Annotated in this window: 12 protein-coding genes and 8 tRNA genes; 17 read left to right on the top strand and 3 right to left on the bottom strand. The window is 63.2% G+C overall.

From position 1 onward, the window contains the following. The first annotated feature begins 74 nt into the window (after positions 1-74). The 3 genes from grxC (at position 75) to VZ068_RS05950 (ending at position 2307) form a co-directional block, all read left to right on the top strand. On the top strand, positions 75-380 hold the full coding sequence (gene grxC, locus VZ068_RS05940) for a glutaredoxin 3 (RefSeq protein ID WP_259152870.1): 306 nt from the start codon (positions 75-77) through the stop codon (positions 378-380). After that, the gene (locus VZ068_RS05945) at positions 377-772 is read left to right on the top strand and encodes a carboxymuconolactone decarboxylase family protein (RefSeq protein WP_259166286.1); all 396 of its coding nucleotides are present in this window, start codon (positions 377-379) and stop codon (positions 770-772) included. The genes grxC and VZ068_RS05945 overlap by 4 nt, the downstream gene beginning before the upstream one ends. A 527-nt stretch (positions 773-1299) precedes the next feature. Continuing rightward, positions 1300-2307, top strand: a complete 1008-nt coding sequence (locus VZ068_RS05950; RefSeq protein WP_349657146.1) for an isocitrate dehydrogenase — start codon at positions 1300-1302, stop codon at positions 2305-2307. Positions 2308-2424: 117 nt separating this feature from the next. Here VZ068_RS05950 and VZ068_RS05955 read toward each other — a convergent pair whose 3' ends face one another. After that, complete coding sequence (locus VZ068_RS05955; protein WP_259166284.1) at positions 2425-3186, bottom strand: Bax inhibitor-1/YccA family protein; 762 nt, start codon at positions 3184-3186, stop codon at positions 2425-2427. A gap of 151 nt (positions 3187-3337) precedes the next feature. Here VZ068_RS05955 and VZ068_RS05960 point away from each other — a divergent pair. From VZ068_RS05960 to VZ068_RS05975, 4 genes are all read left to right on the top strand, one after another. Continuing rightward, positions 3338-3414: transfer RNA gene (locus tag VZ068_RS05960), tRNA-Pro, on the top strand. A gap of 42 nt (positions 3415-3456) precedes the next feature. Beyond that, positions 3457-3533, top strand: a tRNA-Arg gene (locus tag VZ068_RS05965). A 32-nt stretch (positions 3534-3565) separates the two neighbouring features. Further along, positions 3566-3642, top strand: a tRNA-His gene (locus tag VZ068_RS05970). An 84-nt stretch (positions 3643-3726) separates the two neighbouring features. Next, positions 3727-3802, top strand: a tRNA-Lys gene (locus tag VZ068_RS05975). A 270-nt stretch (positions 3803-4072) separates the two neighbouring features. Here VZ068_RS05975 and VZ068_RS05980 read toward each other — a convergent pair. Continuing rightward, positions 4073-5335, bottom strand: a complete 1263-nt coding sequence (locus VZ068_RS05980; protein WP_349657147.1) for a lipase family protein — start codon at positions 5333-5335, stop codon at positions 4073-4075. A gap of 822 nt (positions 5336-6157) precedes the next feature. After that, positions 6158-7432 (bottom strand): ATP-binding protein, encoded by a 1275-nt coding sequence (locus VZ068_RS05985; RefSeq protein ID WP_349657659.1) that lies wholly within the window; start codon positions 7430-7432, stop codon positions 6158-6160. Positions 7433-7702: 270 nt separating this feature from the next. Here VZ068_RS05985 and VZ068_RS05990 point away from each other — a divergent pair. The 10 genes from VZ068_RS05990 (at position 7703) to VZ068_RS06035 (ending at position 17124) form a co-directional block, all read left to right on the top strand. Next, a tRNA-Leu gene (locus tag VZ068_RS05990) sits at positions 7703-7787 on the top strand. A gap of 198 nt (positions 7788-7985) precedes the next feature. Then, complete coding sequence (gene tig / locus VZ068_RS05995; protein WP_259166282.1) at positions 7986-9278, top strand: trigger factor; 1293 nt, start codon at positions 7986-7988, stop codon at positions 9276-9278. Positions 9279-9373: 95 nt separating this feature from the next. Next, positions 9374-10000, top strand: coding sequence for an ATP-dependent Clp endopeptidase proteolytic subunit ClpP (gene clpP, locus VZ068_RS06000; protein WP_002806026.1), 627 nt, complete (start codon positions 9374-9376; stop codon positions 9998-10000). Positions 10001-10125: 125 nt separating this feature from the next. Continuing rightward, the gene (clpX, locus tag VZ068_RS06005; protein WP_046963201.1) at positions 10126-11412 is read left to right on the top strand and encodes an ATP-dependent Clp protease ATP-binding subunit ClpX; all 1287 of its coding nucleotides are present in this window, start codon (positions 10126-10128) and stop codon (positions 11410-11412) included. Between the two features lie 143 nt (positions 11413-11555). Further along, on the top strand, positions 11556-14027 hold the full coding sequence (lon, locus tag VZ068_RS06010) for an endopeptidase La (protein ID WP_259153021.1): 2472 nt from the start codon (positions 11556-11558) through the stop codon (positions 14025-14027). A gap of 214 nt (positions 14028-14241) precedes the next feature. Beyond that, positions 14242-14514 carry an HU family DNA-binding protein gene (locus tag VZ068_RS06015; protein ID WP_002806049.1) on the top strand — a complete coding sequence of 91 codons (273 nt, stop codon included), beginning with the start codon at positions 14242-14244 and terminating at the stop codon, positions 14512-14514. 11 nt (positions 14515-14525) lie between these two features. Then, positions 14526-14600, top strand: a tRNA-Val gene (locus tag VZ068_RS06020). A gap of 27 nt (positions 14601-14627) precedes the next feature. Further along, positions 14628-14704, top strand: a tRNA-Asp gene (locus tag VZ068_RS06025). A 92-nt stretch (positions 14705-14796) separates the two neighbouring features. Next, positions 14797-14873: transfer RNA gene (locus VZ068_RS06030), tRNA-Asp, on the top strand. 280 nt (positions 14874-15153) lie between these two features. Beyond that, positions 15154-17124: a peptidylprolyl isomerase gene (locus VZ068_RS06035; RefSeq protein ID WP_349657148.1), complete on the top strand. Its 1971-nt coding sequence runs from the start codon at positions 15154-15156 to the stop codon at positions 17122-17124. Positions 17125-17440: the final 316 nt, after the last annotated feature.

Consider the following 17440-nt stretch of genomic DNA (forward strand, 5'->3'; position numbering starts at 1 on the left):
GTTGCGGTGACGACATGGAAATTCCAGTCGCCCGCTACCATGTGTCAGACCTCAAACCCACCACGGAGTTTCCCGTGAGCCAAGACACCAACGTGCAGGATGCGGCCACCGGCCCGCAGATCACCCTGTATTCCACCGCCATCTGCCCGTATTGCGTGGCGGCCAAGAATTTCCTAAAGAGCAAGGGCCAGACCTGGACCGAGGTGCGGATCGACCTCGACCCGGCCGAGCGCGACAAGATGGTCGCCCTGGCCCGGCGCACCAGCGTGCCGCAGATCTTCGTCGGCGACGTCCATGTGGGCGGCTACGACGACATGATGGCCATGCATCGCGCCGGCAAACTCGAACCGCTGTTCGCCGCCGCAGGCGGTCAGGCATGAGTGCTTCCGACGACGGTAGCGCCGATCGCCTGCGCGAGTTCACGCAATTCCGCCAGCGCATGAACCAGCGCATCCTGGCCGAGCCCAATCAGGTCGTACGGCGTTTTTTCGCGCTGGACACCCAGACCTACCAGGCCGGCGCACTGGACGTGAAGACCAAGGAGTTGCTCGGCCTGGTCGCCTCGATGGTACTGCGCTGCGACGACTGCATCAGCTACCACGTGGCGCAGTGCAAGGAAGCAGGCGTCACCCGTGAAGAGTTCTTCGAAACCTTCTCGGTCGGTCTGGTGGTCGGCGGCTCCATCGTGATCCCGCATCTGCGCCGCGCGGTGGATTTCCTCGATCAGCTCGAAGGCGGCGCACAGCCTCCCGAGCAGCATGCGCATGCCTGATGGACACCCGTAGGCGGCTGATTGGCCAGTGCTGGTCAGGATTCGGGATGGGGAGTGGGGATTCGTAAAAGCAGGTCACGCGCCGCCGTTGAGGCGGCGCGTCCCGTTTTGGCAATGCGCTCGGGTTGCCAGCCGAGAGGGGCTGGGTTGTCTCCTGGCCGCTTGCGGACCTGGCGGCCTGTCGATGAGGGCGCCTGACTGCCGTTGCGATGGCGATAGCCGTCCGATAGGTGCGATCGCATCCGGATGGGCGTTGGCGGATCTGGCCGCCTAGGTCCCTCGCTCCGCGGCGTCTTGCCGGCAGCGTTTGGCCGGGCGGCCTGGAGCGCACGACCGCCGTCGCGCTGCTGAATCGCCTGCTGCAGCAGCAACGCGCTCGCCCTTGCCGGCGAGCCGCGATGCCTTAGACCAAGGTCGGTTTGGGCGCCGTCACCGGCATCGGGCATAATTGCCGGTGAAACCTCCTTGCGCCGCTTTGCCGGGTTAACGGCTGGCGCTCCCCCCTTCAAGTTCGGAAACCCAACGTTATGACGCAGACAATCACGGTCATCCGCGGCGACGGTATCGGCCCGGAGATCATGGATGCCACGCTGTTCGTGCTCGACGCGCTGCAGGCTGGCCTGACCTACGAGTACGCCGACGCTGGCCTGGTCGCGCTGGAAAAGCACGGCGATCTGCTGCCTGAGTCCACTCTGGCGTCGATCACCAAGAACAAGGTGGCGCTGAAAAGCCCGCTGACCACGCCGGTCGGCGAGGGCTTCAGCTCGATCAACGTGGCCATGCGTCGCAAGTTCGACCTGTACGCCAATGTGCGTCCGGCCAAGTCGTTCCCCAATACCAAGTCGCGTTTCGCCGATGGCGTTGACCTGATCACGGTGCGTGAGAACACCGAAGGCGCTTACCTGAGCGAAGGCCAGGAAGTCTCGGCCGATGGCGAAGTGGCCGTTTCCGGCGCCCGCGTCACCCGCAAGGGCTCCGAGCGCATCGTGCGCTACGCCTTCGACCTGGCGCGCGCCACCGGCCGCAAGAAGGTCACCGCGGTGCACAAGGCCAACATCATCAAGTCGACCTCGGGCCTGTTCCTGAAAGTCGCTCGCGATGTCGCCATGCAGTACCCGGAAATCGAGTTCCAGGAAATGATCGTCGACAACACCTGCATGCAGCTGGTGATGCGTCCGGAGCAGTTCGACATCATCGTGACCACCAACCTGTTCGGCGACATCATCTCCGACCTGTGTGCGGGTCTGGTTGGCGGCCTGGGCCTGGCCCCGGGCGCCAACATCGGTGTCGATGCGGCGATCTTCGAAGCCGTGCACGGCTCAGCGCCGGACATCGCAGGGCAGGGCAAGGCCAACCCGTGCGCGCTGCTGCTGGGCGCCGCGCAGATGCTGGACCACATCGGCCAGCCGCAGAACGCCGAGCGCCTGCGCGAAGCGATCGTCGCCACCCTGGAAGCCAAGGACGCGCTGACCCCCGACCTGGGCGGCACCGGCAACACCATGGGCTTCGCCAAGGCCATCGCCAGCCGCCTCTGAGCGACATCGCTACAGCAAAAAGACAAAAAGAAAGGGCGCCCAGGCGCCCTTTCTTTTTGCTCGAAACCCGGATGCTCGAGGAACCGCTGTTGCGATTCCCGAATCCCGAATCCCGGCTCAGTTGCGCGACTGCAGCTTCGACAGCAAGCGCAGGAACTCGATGTACAGCCACACCAGCGTCACCATCAGGCCGAACGCGCCGTACCACTCCATGTGCTTGGGTGCGCCGTGCTCGACGCCGCTTTCGATGAAGTCGAAGTCCAGCACCAGGTTCAGCGCGGCCACCACGACCACGAACAGGCTGAAGCCGATCCCGATCAGACCCGAGTCGTGGATGAAGGGAATGCGCACGCCAAAAAAGCCCAGCACGATGGTCGCCAGATACACCAGCGCAATGCCGCCGGTGGCGGCCACCACGCCCAGTTTGAAGTTCTCCGTGGCCTTGATCATGCCGCTGCGGTAGGCGAACAGCAGCGCGAACATGGTGCCGAAGGTCAGCAGCACCGCCTGGAACACGATGCCGTTGAAACGCGCCTCGTAGACCGCCGAGATCGAGCCCAGGAAGAAGCCTTCCACCAGCGCGTACAGCGGTGCGGTGACCGGTGCCCAGGTCGGCTTGAAGCTGGTCGCCAGTGCGAACACCAGTCCGCCGATCGCACCGGCGATCATGTACAGGCGTGCTGCCGGTAGCGGCATGCCGTCGGCGCCGATCGATTGCGACCAGGCGAAGGCGGCAGTGAGTACCGCCATCAGCAACAGCAGGCCGGTCTTGTTGACGGTGCCGTTGAGGGTCATCGCCTGACCATCGCGGGTGACCACCGAGCCGGAGCCGAGGTCGAGGAACGTGGATTCCCGAAGGGCCGGGTTACCGCTACGCATAGGTGTTCTCCATGAAGGTGGTGCTCGCCGTATGGGTGAGCGTTGCAGTGAGGATACCGGATCGCCCGATTTACACGGAAATGATTGACAGCGAGGCCAATCGTTCCCAAAATAGCCGACCTTTCCAGCCTTCGGGATGGAAGGGTCCCGCCGGGGTATAGCGCAGTCTGGTAGCGCGCCTGCTTTGGGAGCAGGATGTCGGGGGTTCGAATCCCTCTACCCCGACCATTCCGAGCTCTTGACGGCGTGGGAATGCGAAGTTCGGTCCGGGCGCCCGTAGCTCAACCGGATAGAGCACCGGCCTTCTAAGCCGGCGGTTACAGGTTCGAGTCCTGTCGGGCGCGCCATCGGCGGTACGGTAGGAAGCAGGTTTTCAGTGGTGGCTGTAGCTCAGCTGGTTAGAGTACTGGATTGTGATTCCAGATGTCGGGGGTTCGAGTCCCCTCAGCCACCCCACTGATAGCAAGAAAGTTTGACCCGATGCGTCGCGGGGTGTTGCAACGAAGCAAAAAAGCGCATATCATGCGCGACTCAGTTTCAGGGCCGTTAGCTCAGTTGGTAGAGCAGTTGACTCTTAATCAATAGGTCCAAGGTTCGAATCCTTGACGGCCCACCAGACAGGCAGCCACTCAGCGAAAGTTGAGTGGCTGTTTTTCTTTGTGGCAAGCGCTGGTGCAAGCGGCGCTGCAACCGTGGTGTCGGCATGGACGCGCGTTCTTGTCTCTGCATCGATCGCATGACATGCGCCACGCTGTCGCGCGCGGTCGACAGGTCCCAGGCAGTAGCTGCCTGGACGTTGCAACGGACCGACTGACGAGCGGCGGCAGTGTCCTGCGCGCCGTCCGCCGTGGTCTCATCCTGCGTCCGTGGCGCCGTGCGCCTGCCGCTAGCGCTGCTTGTCGAGCAGTTGCTGGCGCACCGCGATGATGCAGCTCTCCTTGGTCAACAAGTGCTCGAGTGCACTGTTGTCTGCGCGATTGCCGCTGCCCAGATCCACCACCGACACCTGCGTGCTGCCGCGTTGTTTGAATGCAGCGATGGCAGTGGTGGCGTTCTTCAACGGCACCGTGGCGTCATTGGAAGAGCCGCAGAGCAGCGTGCGGGTGCGCGGTGTCCAGTCCAGCAGATCGTTGCGGGCAAGATCCTTGCGGAAGGCGTTGTTCGGGTTGCGCGCAAAGTCGTTGTAGAAACTCGGCTGGAAGTAGCTGCGCACCTTGTCGATGGTTGGCAGCGAATCGCCGAGCGCCAGGTCGGTCAGGTCATGCGTGCCGGGGAAGAGCGCTTCGACCTTTCCGGCCCACGGGTCCTGGAAGACCTGCGACGGCGCCAGATAGAGGTTCTGGTAGGCGTGCTGCATACCGACCAGTGCGTAGGTTGCCAGCACCAGTCCGAAGCTGCTTTCGCCTACCGCGTTATGCCCGCTCCAGCTGTCCAGGAAGCTCTGGCTGAGCGCGTAAGGCCCGGAGATCGGTGCGCTGGCAACCAGGTTGAACTCCTTGGAGAAATGCGCCTCGATTTCGCGCTGGGTTGCCATCGCGGCGTGTCCGCCTTGCGAATACCCCGCCAGCATGACCTTGCCCGACAGCGGCGTGTTCAAGCGTGTCAGCACCTGCCGTGCGGCGCGCATCGCGTCGATACTTGCACTGGCCTCGCTGGCGGCATGTAGATACGGATGGAAGGCATAGTTGGATTTGCCCAGTCCCAGGTAATCGGTGCTCACCACCACATAGCCCTGGCCGGCGAGCCGGGTGACCAACGGGTCATCGCCCTTCGCGTCGCGAATTTCCTTCGCCTGTTCTGCAGTACGTAGTGGTTCGGTGCCCTGGTCCCAGCCAAGCAGGGGATAGGGTCCGTTGCAGGTTGCGCCGCCCGGCACCAGCAACACGGCCGACGCGGTGGCTGGCTCTCCGTGCACGCCGATCGTTGCATAGGTGAATTCGGCAACGCGGACATCGCATCTGGGCTGCTCGGCGGCCTTCTCGTCGGGCAGCAACGCGGCAAGCGCGCTGCGGGTATAGCTGGTGAGGAAATTGCTGTTGAGCAAGGTACCTCGTGCGGGCGATGCCAACGCCATCGCGGGTAACAGCGCCAGGGCAGTTGCAATGGCGGTAAACAGGCCGGACGACTTGCGAAGGTGTGTCTGAACCATGATGCATTTCCTCAGCGAGGTTGCCCCGTGACCGGGGTGTTGGGGATTGGCAAGGCGCTTGACGGTGATGTCGGTCGATAGCAAGACACGATGTTTCTCGACTGCCATACGTGTGCACTGTTCGCGACCGCAGTCGGCGACGAGCCATTGCCACGCGTTGGTCGTGAATGTTCGACGGCGATGCAGTCGATGTGGTGGTAGCCAGAAATGCCGGGACGTTCGGGTCGCCAGACTATGGGCTTGTGGATCGGGCAAGGATTCCGCATCCGCGAAGCGCGCACTCCCGGCGCGAACGCGAGATGCTCGGGTCACCCCATCGCCGGGATGTGTTTATCGGGTAACGGCTACGCCAGGAAATGTGGGGTCGATAGCCGACCCATGCAGATGCGCTGCGTATAAGTGCATATGGGCATGCGAGCGACGCCAGCGACGACGTTGCATCGGCGCGTATCAGCGATTCGATCTGGAATAGCGCCTTGCAGGCGGTGTTCCGAAGCGAGCGCTGCATGCAGAGGATGCGTCGCGTACCTATGCAGCAGCGACGGTCATCAGGCAGAGCTGTCGGAATAGTCGGTCATCAGGCACGCGCAGATCGATAAGACAGCGCTGTAACCGATGGATTGCACGCTTCGGCACCATCAAGTCTCGCATGGCGATTTGCAGGCAGGCGCACTTGTCCTCGATCCATCGCTCATCGCCGACGCCACCCGTGTCCGCCTGTTGCCGTTGCCGGAACAGTAAGACTCACCGCAGCCGAGCTGCCGGCCATCATGCAGTCAGCACGGTCTACGCGTTGCTCGTGCGCGCATCCGCAAGCGCCAATCAGGCGTCGGCAGGTTGCAGTCGTGGGAAGGCAAGCGTAAAACGCGCGCCCAGACCCGGTGCCGACGTCACATCGACAAATCCGCCGGCCTGCCGGACTGCGCTGTACACCTGCGCCAGGCCCAGACCCGCGCCCTTGTCCGCGCTTTTGGTGGTGAAATAAGCCTCGAATAACCGCGATTGCACATCGCTATTCATGCCATGTCCATCGTCGGCGACTGCGATGGTGACGTACTCCCCAGCGGGTTTTGTCAGGCTGGCTTCGGCGTCTGTCACGCTTGTATGGCCGGTCTCCACGCGGATGGTATTGCCGCTGTTGCATGCATCGCGCGCATTGATGACCAGGTTGAGTACTGCGCGCTCGAGGGTGTGCTGGTCAACCATGGCGCAACATGCGCCTGCGTCGTTGCGGACCTGCAGGCGCAAGTCCGCGCCGATGACCTGCTCCAGCAGCGGGGTGAGCTGTGCTGCCAATGCGCCCAGGTCGACCACGTCGGGGCTGTAGGGATACTGGCGCGAGAAGCCCACCAGGCGTTGCGCCATCACCGAGCCGTGCTGCAATGCTGCGTCGGCAACCCCGAGCAACTTGGTGTCCTGCGCATCGATCTTCCCGCGCTGGACCACCAGGTCGATCGCCGAGGTAGCGGCCTGCAGCACATTGTTCAGATCGTGCACGACGCCGGCCAGCAGTTGCCCGACCGCCTCGCCCTTTTGTGCCTGCTCGGAGATCTTTTCGGCAGCGCCTTGCGCGGCGCGCGCAATGTCCAGATCGTCTTCGATGCGTTCGCGCAGATCGCGCAGGTTATGCAGCTCGGTCGACAGGGTGTCCGCGCGCGTGCGCGCCAGCATCAGCGCGTCCATGGAGAATTCGCGCTCTGCCTTCAGGGTGCGATCCAGCGTGTGGAAAGCCGCTTCCAGCGCACGGCGGTCGGAGATGTTCTTGCTGACCGCCAGGATTGCCTCGACGTTGCCGGCCTCGTCGAACAGTGGGCTGGTGACCACCTGCCAGGTCTGGCGTACGCCTGCGAAGTTGACGCAGCTGGCCTCGAATTCATGGATCGAGCCCGCCAGCGATGCCGCCAGCGCCGTATCGACCAACGCGACGGCCTCGGCCGGCCAGAACTCCCGCCAGGGGCGAGAAAGCATCTGCTCCGGACCACTGGCGCCCAGGGCGGTCAATCCATTGACATTGACCGCTGTGATCCGCCCGTCGAGGTCGATCTCTTTGATGCAGTCTCGCGACAGTGCCACGATCTGACGGTATCGGTCTCTCATTGCGACAGCGCGCTCTCTGGGCTTGGGTTTAACGGAATTTTCGCAAATATTGACGCAGTCATGCGCACGCGACATCACCGGGTTTGGGCTGGAATCAGGCTGGCAGCGTAAACCGTTCAGTCGAGTCCGGTTCGCACTGGTCTCCAGAAAGCAAGGGCAGGCGGTCGCGTGCCGGCCTGCCACAGACCAGTCGCACCGCCTTGCCGGCCCGTTCGCAGCGCTTTTTCTTTGCCGGCATCCCTGCAACAATGCGCAGGCACCTGCGACATCGCGAAAGTGGCGGAATTGGTAGACGCACCAGATTTAGGTTCTGACGCCGCAAGGCGTGGGGGTTCGAGTCCCCCCTTTCGCACCAATGCAGTGCGGCCGTGAGTGCTCCGGCCGCTGCAGCTCCCGCAAACCGGCTTCAGGCTGCAGGCGCCATTGCGCGCGTCCCGCTGGTAGCCGCCGCCGTTATCGGCGAAACTACAAGGCTCGGCGGCTTTCTCGCCATCCGTCAACCCGCATCTTCCATCTCGTGCCGACGCTTGTGCAGTCGGTGGCAGGAGTCAACATGCAAGCATCGATCGAATCCACCGGCAATCTGGAACGCCGCCTGACCTTCACCCTGCCGCAGGAGCGTCTGGAGACCCACGTCGGCGGTCGCCTGCGCGAGCTGGCGCGGACCACGCGCATCAAGGGCTTCCGTCCCGGCAAGGTGCCGACCAAGGTCATCGAGCAGCGCTTCGGTCAGCAGGTGCGTGCCGAGGCGATGGAAGGTCTGTTGCGCGAAACCTTCGACTCGGCCGTGCGCGAGCACTCGCTGCGTCTGGCCGGTAACCCGCGCATCGACCAGGGCGAAAGCGACTTCGACTTCGTCGCCACCTTCGAAGTGGTGCCCGACTTCGGCGATATCGATGTCGCCACGCTGTCGGTGGTGCGTCACACCGCCGAAGTGACCGATGCCGACATCGACCAGATGATCGAAAACCTGCGCCTGCAGCGCCGGACCTGGAACCCGGTCGAGCGCGGCGCGCAGGTCGGCGACCTGGTGGCGCTGGAGACCTGGTCGCAGGCCGGCGACGAGCGTCTGCCAGCCGAAGGCGTGGAGACCGGTAGCAGCGTGCTGGGCTCGGGCGTGATGTTCGACCAGATTGAAAAGGGCCTGGAAGGTCTGGCCAAGGGCGAAGACAAGACCCTGACTGTCGATTTCCCGGCCGAATGGCGCGTGCCGCAGCTGGCCGGCAAGACCGTGCAGGTGCACGTCAAGGCGGTCGAAGTGTCCGAGCCGGTGCTGCCGGTGGTGGACAAGGAGTTCATCAAGAGCTTCGGCGTCAAGAGTGGCGATGCCGAGCAGTTCCGCGCCGATATCCGCACCAACCTGGAGCGCGAGCTCAAGGGCGCGCTGATGAACCGCCTGCGTCGCGAAGTGGGCGAGCAGCTGATCGCCGCTTACGCGCACGTCGAAATGCCGCCGCGTCTGGTCGAGAACGAGGCCCGTTCCATGCTGGCCCAGCAGGTCGAGCAGGTGCGTCGCAGCGGGCGCGATCCGGGCCAGGTGCCGGACGATGCCTACCAGGGCTTCATGGATGCCGCCGGCAAGCGCGTGCTGGTCGGCCTGCTGGTCGGCGAAGTGGCCCGTCGCAACGAGCTGCGCCTGGAATCCAAGCGCGTCAGCGAAACGCTGCGTCTGATCGCTTCCACCTACGAAGAGCCGGAACAGGTCATTGAGATGTACCGTAACGACCCCCAACTGATGGGTGGGCTGCAGAGCCGTGTGATGGAAGAGCAGGTGATCGACTGGATCGCCGAGCGCGCCCAGCATACCGAGCAGCCGCTGTCGTTCCAGGACGCCATTCGCGTCTGATGCGGTAGCAAGAGAAGGACTGCGCCCTGCAGGATCGGGGGCGTGGATGTCGAACACGGGCAGCGGCACAGGCCGCTGCCACAACGGGAAGACTGATGAGCATTGTGACCAAAGCCCTGAACCTGGTGCCCATGGTGGTCGAACAGACCAGCCGTGGCGAGCGTGCGTACGACATCTACTCGCGTCTGCTGAAGGAGCGTCTGATCTTCCTGGTCGGTCCCATCGACGACCATATGGCCAACGTCATCGTGGCCCAGCTGCTGTTCCTGGAAGCGGATAACCCGGAAAAGGACATCAGCATCTACATCAACTCGCCCGGCGGCGTGGTCACGGCCGGCATGGCGATCTACGACACCATGCAGTACATCAAGCCGGACGTAAGCACGATCTGCGTCGGCCAGGCTGCCTCGATGGGCGCACTGCTGCTGGCCTCCGGTGCCGCCGGCAAGCGCTATGCGCTGCCGAATTCGCGCGTGATGATCCATCAGCCGCTCGGTGGCTTCCAGGGCCAGGCGACCGATATCGACATCCATGCGCGCGAGATCCTGACCCTGCGTTCGCGCCTGAACGAGATCCTGGCCAAGCATACCGGCCAGTCGCTGGAAACCATCGCGCGCGACACCGAGCGCGACAACTTCAAGAGCGCGGTCGACGCACAGGCCTATGGCCTGGTGGATCAGGTGCTGGAACGTCGTCCGGAAGAGTCGATCCAGCCGTCTTGATCGCCAGATTGCTGAAATTGCAGGAAAAACCGGCAGGGTCGGGCTGGGCGAATGTCCTCCCGACCCTGTGCTATTCTCGAAATCGAACCCCCGTGCATCGGGTGGGGTAACTGGGTAACAGAAGCATGAGCGAAGACCGCCAAGGTCGTTCCGGCGACAGCAACAAGATTCTCTACTGCTCGTTCTGCGGTAAGAGTCAGCATGAAGTCCGCAAGCTGATTGCCGGTCCCAGCGTATTCATCTGCGATGAGTGCGTTGAGCTGTGCAACGACATTATTCGCGAAGAGCTCGAAGAGAAGGCGCAGTCGGCCCGTTCCAGCCTGCCCAAGCCGCGCGAGATCCTCGAAGTGCTGGATCAGTACGTGATCGGGCAGTTGCGTGCCAAGCGCACGCTTGCAGTGGCGGTGTACAACCACTACAAGCGGATCGAGAGCCGCAGCAAGAACGACGACGTCGAACTCGCCAAATCCAACATCCTGCTGGTCGGTCCGACCGGCTCGGGCAAGACGCTGCTGGCCGAAACGCTGGCGCGCCTGCTCAATGTGCCGTTCACGATCGCCGATGCGACCACGCTGACTGAAGCCGGCTATGTCGGCGAGGACGTGGAAAACATCATCCAGAAGCTGCTGCAGAAGTGCGACTACGACGTCGAGAAGGCGCAGCAGGGCATCGTCTATATCGATGAAATCGACAAGATCTCGCGCAAGAGCGAGAACCCGTCGATCACCCGCGACGTGTCCGGCGAAGGCGTGCAGCAGGCGCTGCTGAAGCTGATCGAAGGCACGGTCGCCTCGGTGCCGCCGCAGGGCGGGCGCAAGCATCCGCAGCAGGAGTTCCTGCAAGTGGACACCAAGAACATCCTGTTCATCTGCGGCGGCGCCTTCGCTGGCCTGGACAAGGTGATCCAGGCGCGTTCCAACGATGCCGGCGGCATCGGCTTCGGTGCCAAGGTCAAGAGCAGCGAGCGCAAGCAGGAAGTCGGCAAGATCCTGGCCGAGGTCGAGCCGGAAGATCTGATCAAGTTCGGCCTGATCCCCGAGTTCGTCGGCCGCCTGCCGGTGGTCGCAACGCTCGAGGAACTGGACGAGCCAGCCCTGATCAAGATCCTGACCGAGCCGAAGAACGCCATCACCAAGCAGTTCAAGAAGCTGTTCGACATGGAAGGCGTGGAACTGGAGTTCCGCCCGGACGCCCTGTCTGCGATCGCCAAGAAGGCGCTCAAGCGCAAGACCGGCGCGCGTGGCCTGCGCACCATCGTCGAATCGGTGCTGCTGGACACGATGTACGAGCTGCCATCGCAGGAAAACGTGAGCAAGGTGGTGGTGGACGAGTCGGTCATCGAGCACAAATCCGAGCCGTATCTGATCTACCAGGCGCAACCGGCTCCGGCCAAGGCCGCGTCGGGCGACTGAGTCCTGTGACCGTGGAGCCAGGCCCAGCCCCGGCTCGCGGTTAAAGGGGATCCAAGCGCTACTTGCAACACCTCGCCGATGGCCCCATAACGGGGCCATCGGCTTTTTTTACGCCTCAAATCCCCATTCCTGCGGAGCGCCCCATGGCCCAGTCCCAACCAGAAGTTCTCGATCTGCCGGTGTTGCCGCTGCGCGACGTGGTGGTGTTTCCGCACATGGTGATTCCGCTGTTCGTCGGTCGTGACAAGTCGATGCGCGCGCTGGAAAAGGCCATGGAGGCGGACAAGCGCATCCTGCTGGTGGCGCAGAAGTCGGCCGAGACCGACGACCCGGCTGCCGGCGATCTGTACACCGTCGGCACCCTGGCCCAGGTGCTGCAACTGCTCAAGCTGCCAGACGGCACAATCAAAGTGCTGGTCGAAGGCCTGTCGCGGGTCACCGTCGACAAGGTCGTCGAGCTGGACGGCGCATTGCAGGGGCAGGGCATCGAAGTCGAGGCCAGCGATGGCCGTGAGGCGCGGGAAGTGGAAGCGATCGCCCGCTCGTTGATGTCGCTGTTCGAGCAGTACGTCAAGACCAATCGCAAGTTGCCGCCGGAGCTGTTGCAGACCCTGGCCGGCATCGACGAGCCGGGCCGCCTGGCCGACACCATCGCCGCGCACATCGGCGTGCGCCTGGCCGACAAGCAGCGCCTGCTGGAGATCACCGAGATCGGCGAGCGGCTGGAGCTGCTGGTCGGGCTGGTAGATGGCGAAATCGACGTGCAGCAGCTGGAAAAGCGCATCCGCGGCCGCGTGAAGTCGCAGATGGAAAAGAGCCAGCGCGAGTACTACCTCAACGAACAGATGAAGGCGATCCAGAAGGAGCTGGGCGATCTGGACGACGCGCCGGGCGAGCTGGAAGAGCTGGCGCGCAAGATCGCCGAGTCCGGCATGCCCAAGCCGGTCGAGACCAAGGCCAAGGCTGAGCTCAACAAGCTCAAGCAGATGTCGCCGATGTCTGCGGAAGCTGCCGTGGTGCGCAACTATCTGGATTGGTTGCTGGGCGTGCCGTGGAAGAAGCGCACCAAGGTCCGCAAGGATCTCAAGGTTGCCGAAGACACGCTGGACGCCGATCACTACGGCCTGGACAAGGTCAAGGAGCGCATCCTCGAGTACCTCGCCGTGCAGTCGCGGGTGAAGCAGATGAAAGGCCCGATCCTGTGCCTGGTCGGCCCGCCGGGCGTGGGCAAGACCTCGCTCGGGCAGTCGATCGCCAAGGCGACCAACCGCAAGTTCGTGCGCATGAGCCTTGGCGGTATCCGCGACGAGGCCGAGATTCGTGGCCATCGCCGGACCTATGTCGGCTCGATGCCGGGCCGCCTGGTGCAGAACCTCAACAAGGTCGGCAGCAAGAATCCGCTGTTCCTGCTGGACGAGATCGACAAGATGTCGATGGACTTCCGCGGCGACCCGTCGTCGGCGTTGCTGGAGGTGCTCGATCCGGAGCAGAACAATTCCTTCAACGACCATTACCTGGAAGTGGATCTGGACCTGTCGGAGGTGATGTTCGTCGCCACCTCCAACTCGCTCAATATTCCCGGTCCGTTGCTGGACCGCATGGAAGTGATCCGCATCCCCGGCTACACCGAGGATGAGAAACTCAACATCGCCATGCGTTACCTGGTGCCCAAGCAGATCAAGGCCAATGGCCTGAAGCCAGAAGAGATCGAGATCGGCAGCGATGCGATCCAGGACATCGTGCGTTACTACACGCGCGAATCGGGCGTGCGTAATCTCGAGCGCGAAGTGGCCAAGATCTGCCGCAAGGTGGTCAAGGAAATCGCGCTTGCCGGTCCGCAACCGGTTGCCAAGAAGGCGGTCGCCAAGAAGGGCAAGCCAAAGGCACTGGTGACGGTCAACGCGAAGAATCTCGACAAGTACCTGGGCGTGCGTCGCTTCGACTTCGGTCGCGCCGAAGAGGAAAACGAAATCGGTCTGGTCACCGGCCTGGCCTGGACCGAAGTCGGCGGCGAGCTGTTGCAGGTCGAATCCACACTGGTGCCGGGCAAGGGCAATCTGATCCTCACCGGTCAGCTCGGCAACGTCATGAAGGAGTCGGCATCGGCGGCCTTGTCGGTGGTGCGTTCGCGCGCCGAGCGTCTTGGCATTGATGTGGATTTCCTGCAGAAGCAGGACGTGCACGTGCACGTGCCTGATGGCGCGACGCCGAAGGATGGCCCGAGTGCAGGTATTGCGATGGTGACCTCGCTGGTGTCGGTGTTGACCCGGGTGCCGATCCGCGCCGATGTGGCGATGACCGGCGAGATCACGTTGCGCGGTCGCGTGTCGGCGATCGGTGGCTTGAAGGAGAAATTGCTGGCGGCACTGCGTGGTGGCATCCGCACCGTGTTGATCCCCGACGAGAACCGCAAGGACCTGGCGGACATCCCGGCCAACGTCACGCGCGACTTGAAGATCGTGCCGGTCAAGTGGATCGACGAAGTGCTGGATCTCGCCCTGGAGCGTCCGCTGGCACCCAAGAAGGTGGGCAAGGAAAAAGCCCGCAAGACTGCGTCGCGCGTTGCTGTGCGTGGCAAGTCGCGCACTACCCCGGGTACCCGCGTCAAGCACTAACGTGTGCTGTCTAAGACGTCCCGAAACAAGCCAAAACCCGCGTCGTTATTGGGTTTTGGCTTGCGTGCTGTTGGGGGCGCTGGTATAAATGCACGACTCGTGGGCGCGGCAAAATGTGATGCGTCACGCGATACCACTTGTGTCGGGTTCTTCGCTAACGGCAAGAGCGCCGATTGTCGATTCCGCGGCATCTGCCGCAAAGGGAGTTTCAAGAATGAATAAAACCGAATTGATCGATGGCGTTGCCGCTGCCGCTGACATCTCCAAGGCTGAAGCTGGCCGTGCTGTCGACGCGGTTGTGAGCGAAATCACCAAGGCGCTGAAGAAGGGCGACGCTGTCACCCTCGTTGGCTTCGGCACCTTCCAGGTCCGCGAGCGCGCTGAGCGTACCGGCCGCAATCCGAAGACCGGCGACAGCATCAAGATCGCTGCTTCGAAGAATCCTGCATTCAAGGCTGGCAAAGCCCTGAAGGATGCAGTAAACTAATCGACTCGCTAGGGTGCTTAGCTCAGCGGTAGAGCGTCTCCCTTACACGGAGAGGGTCGGGGGTTCGAAACCCTCAGCACCCACCACTAAGCACCAAGCAAAGTTTTAAGCGCGGAGCGGTAGTTCAGCTGGTTAGAATGCTGGCCTGTCACGCCGGAGGTCGCGGGTTCGAGTCCCGTCCGCTCCGCCAGTTACACCGAAGCCCCTGAGCAATTGGGGGCTTCGTTTTCTCCACGACATTCGCGATGCGACTGCAGTGGGGTAGATGTCCAAGTTTAAAGCGGAGCGGTAGTTCAGCTGGTTAGAATGCTGGCCTGTCACGCCGGAGGTCGCGGGTTCGAGTCCCGTCCGCTCCGCCAGTTACACCCAAGCCCTCGGCCTTGTGCCGGGGGCTTTTTTGTTGGCTGTTTGAAGTCGTCCGGCGAGTGGATGGCGCATTGGCCTTTGGTGGTGGGAGCTCGGGTCGGGCGCGGCGGTAACCCGATCCCATGGCGACCTCATCGCGGTGCGCTTGCCGTCTGTGCCGATGCAGTGCCTCACCTTTGCTGCATCTTGACCCGGGGCTGGCGGGTGTTGGGCTGGGTGCTTGGCGTCAGGCGGGTTACACTGCGCGGCTCGCCCACAGGCCGTGATTTGCCAATGCTGCAGAAACTTCGCGACAAGACATCAGGCTGGATCGCTACCGCCATCCTGGGGTTGCTGATGATTCCGTTCCTGTTCGTCATCGACTCCAGCTACCTGGGCGGCATTGGCGCCAATAATGTCGCCAAGGTGCAGGCGCCACCGACCTGGTGGAAATCGGCACCCACGTGGTGGCCGGTCTCGCTGCTGTGGCAGCACCATGAGATCAGCACGCAGGATTTCCGTGCGCGCTTCGAACAGGCGCGCATGCAGGAGCGCCAGCGGCAGGGTGAGAACTTCGACCCGCGCACCTTCGAATCCCGCGAAAACAAGCTGCAGGTGCTCGACCAGCTGGTGGACGAGCAAGTCGTACGGCTTGGCGCCGAAGACGCCGGCATCATGATCGGCGATGCCACGGTACGCGATTACATCGTCAATATTCAGGCGTTCCAGGTCGATGGAAAGTTCAGCCCGGACCAGTACCGCGCCGCATTGGCGCAGGGCACGCCACCGCGCACGCCGGCGCAGTTCGATGCGCTGGTGCGCGACAGCTTGCAGCAGTCGGTGATCCCGCAGGCCGTTGCCGAATCGGGGTTTGCGACCAAGACCGAATTCGAGCGCCTGCTCAAGCTGATGGGTGAAACGCGCGATGTGGAGTTGGCGATGTTGCCGGCTCCGGCTGCCGATACCGCACCGGTCAGCGATGCGCAGATCAAGCAGTGGTACGACACCCATGCACAGGAATTCCGCCAGCCGGAGACCGTGAGCATCGAGTACGTCGAGCTCAATGCCGCCACGATGCCGCCGGCGACTGCTGCCGACGAGGCGACGTTGCGCAAGCGTTACGAAGAGGAAAAGGCGCGCTTTGTCGAGCCGGACCAGCGTTTGGCGTCGCACATCCTGATCAGTGCAGGTGGCGATGCCGCTGCGCAGAAGGCGGCCGAAGCCAAGGCGGCCAAGCTCGCTGCGGAAGCCAAGCAGCCGGGTGCCGATTTCGCCGCGCTGGCCAAGGCCAATTCGCAGGATCCGGGCTCCAAGGATGCCGGTGGCGACCTGGGTTGGGTCGAGAAGGGCACCATGGTCAAGCCGTTCGAAGACGCGCTGTTTTCGATGAAGGCCGGCGACGTGGTCGGGCCGATCAAGACCGAGTTCGGCTATCACGTGATCCAGTTGCGCGAGGTCAAGGGCGGGCAGGGCAAGTCGTTCGAGCAGGTGCGCGACCAGCTTGCTGCCGAGCAGCTCAAGGCCGACGCCGACAAGGCGTACGCCGATGTCAGCGGCAAGTTGGTGGATCAGGTCTACAAGAATCCGACTGCCCTGGAGCCGGCGGCCAAGCAGGTCGGTTTGCCGGTGCAGACCCTGGGCCCGTTCTCGCGTACCGACGCCAGCGGCATTGCGGCCAACCCGGCGGTGCTGCGTTCGGCGTTCTCCGAAACGTTGGTGCAGGACGGCACGGTGAGCGACCCGATCACCATCGCCCCTAACCACAGCGTGATGCTGCGCGTGACCAATCACACTGCCGAGCAGGCATTGCCGTTGGACAAGGTGCGCGACAAGGTGATTGCCGCGGTGCATGCCGACCGTACCGAGAAAGCCGCCGCCGCCGCCGCCGATGCACTGCTGGCACGCGTGCAGAAGGGTGAAACCCTGCAGGCGCTGGCGGCAACCGAGAAGCTGCAGGTGCAGCCGATCCCAGGGCTGCCGCGCACGGCGCCGATTCCGACGCCGGCAGCAAATCGCGCAATCTTCAGTGCGCCCCGTCCGACTGAGGGTAAGCCCTCGGTGGGCAAGGTGGAACTGGATGGCGGCCGCTTTGCGGTGTTCGTGATCAGCAAGGCGACGCCGGGCGACCTGAAGCAGATGCCGGCCGAGCAGCAGACGATGCTGCGCGAGCAGCTGAGCCAGATCGATGGCAACAATGCCGCGCAGGCCTACGTCAAGGAAATGCGCAAGCGCTACAAGATCCAGATCGAAGAGGCGCAGCTGTAACGGCTGGGTGTCAATGGATACAAGGAAAGGGCCAGGGCGACCGGGCTTTTTCTTTGTGCGCTGGTGGCGTTGGGTGTCGGTACGGTGCGCATGTGTTGCAGCCGCTGATACGAACTGGGACGAAGTCATCGCTCACGCGATTGGCGAGTGCACGTGGGCTGCGCGGTAGGTGCCGCCGATGAGCAATCGTGTGGCTGCGGGCGGGTGCAGCCGGTGCTCGGAATCGGGATGTGCCGCTCGTGCACTCGGATGCGGAGCGCGCCGTCCATACCCGGCTGAGGACGCGCTCGCTACGTCCAGTCGCTTCTAGCGGTGC

Source organism: Xanthomonas sp. 10-10, from assembly GCF_040182365.1.
Classification (GTDB): domain Bacteria; phylum Pseudomonadota; class Gammaproteobacteria; order Xanthomonadales; family Xanthomonadaceae; genus Xanthomonas; species Xanthomonas arboricola_F.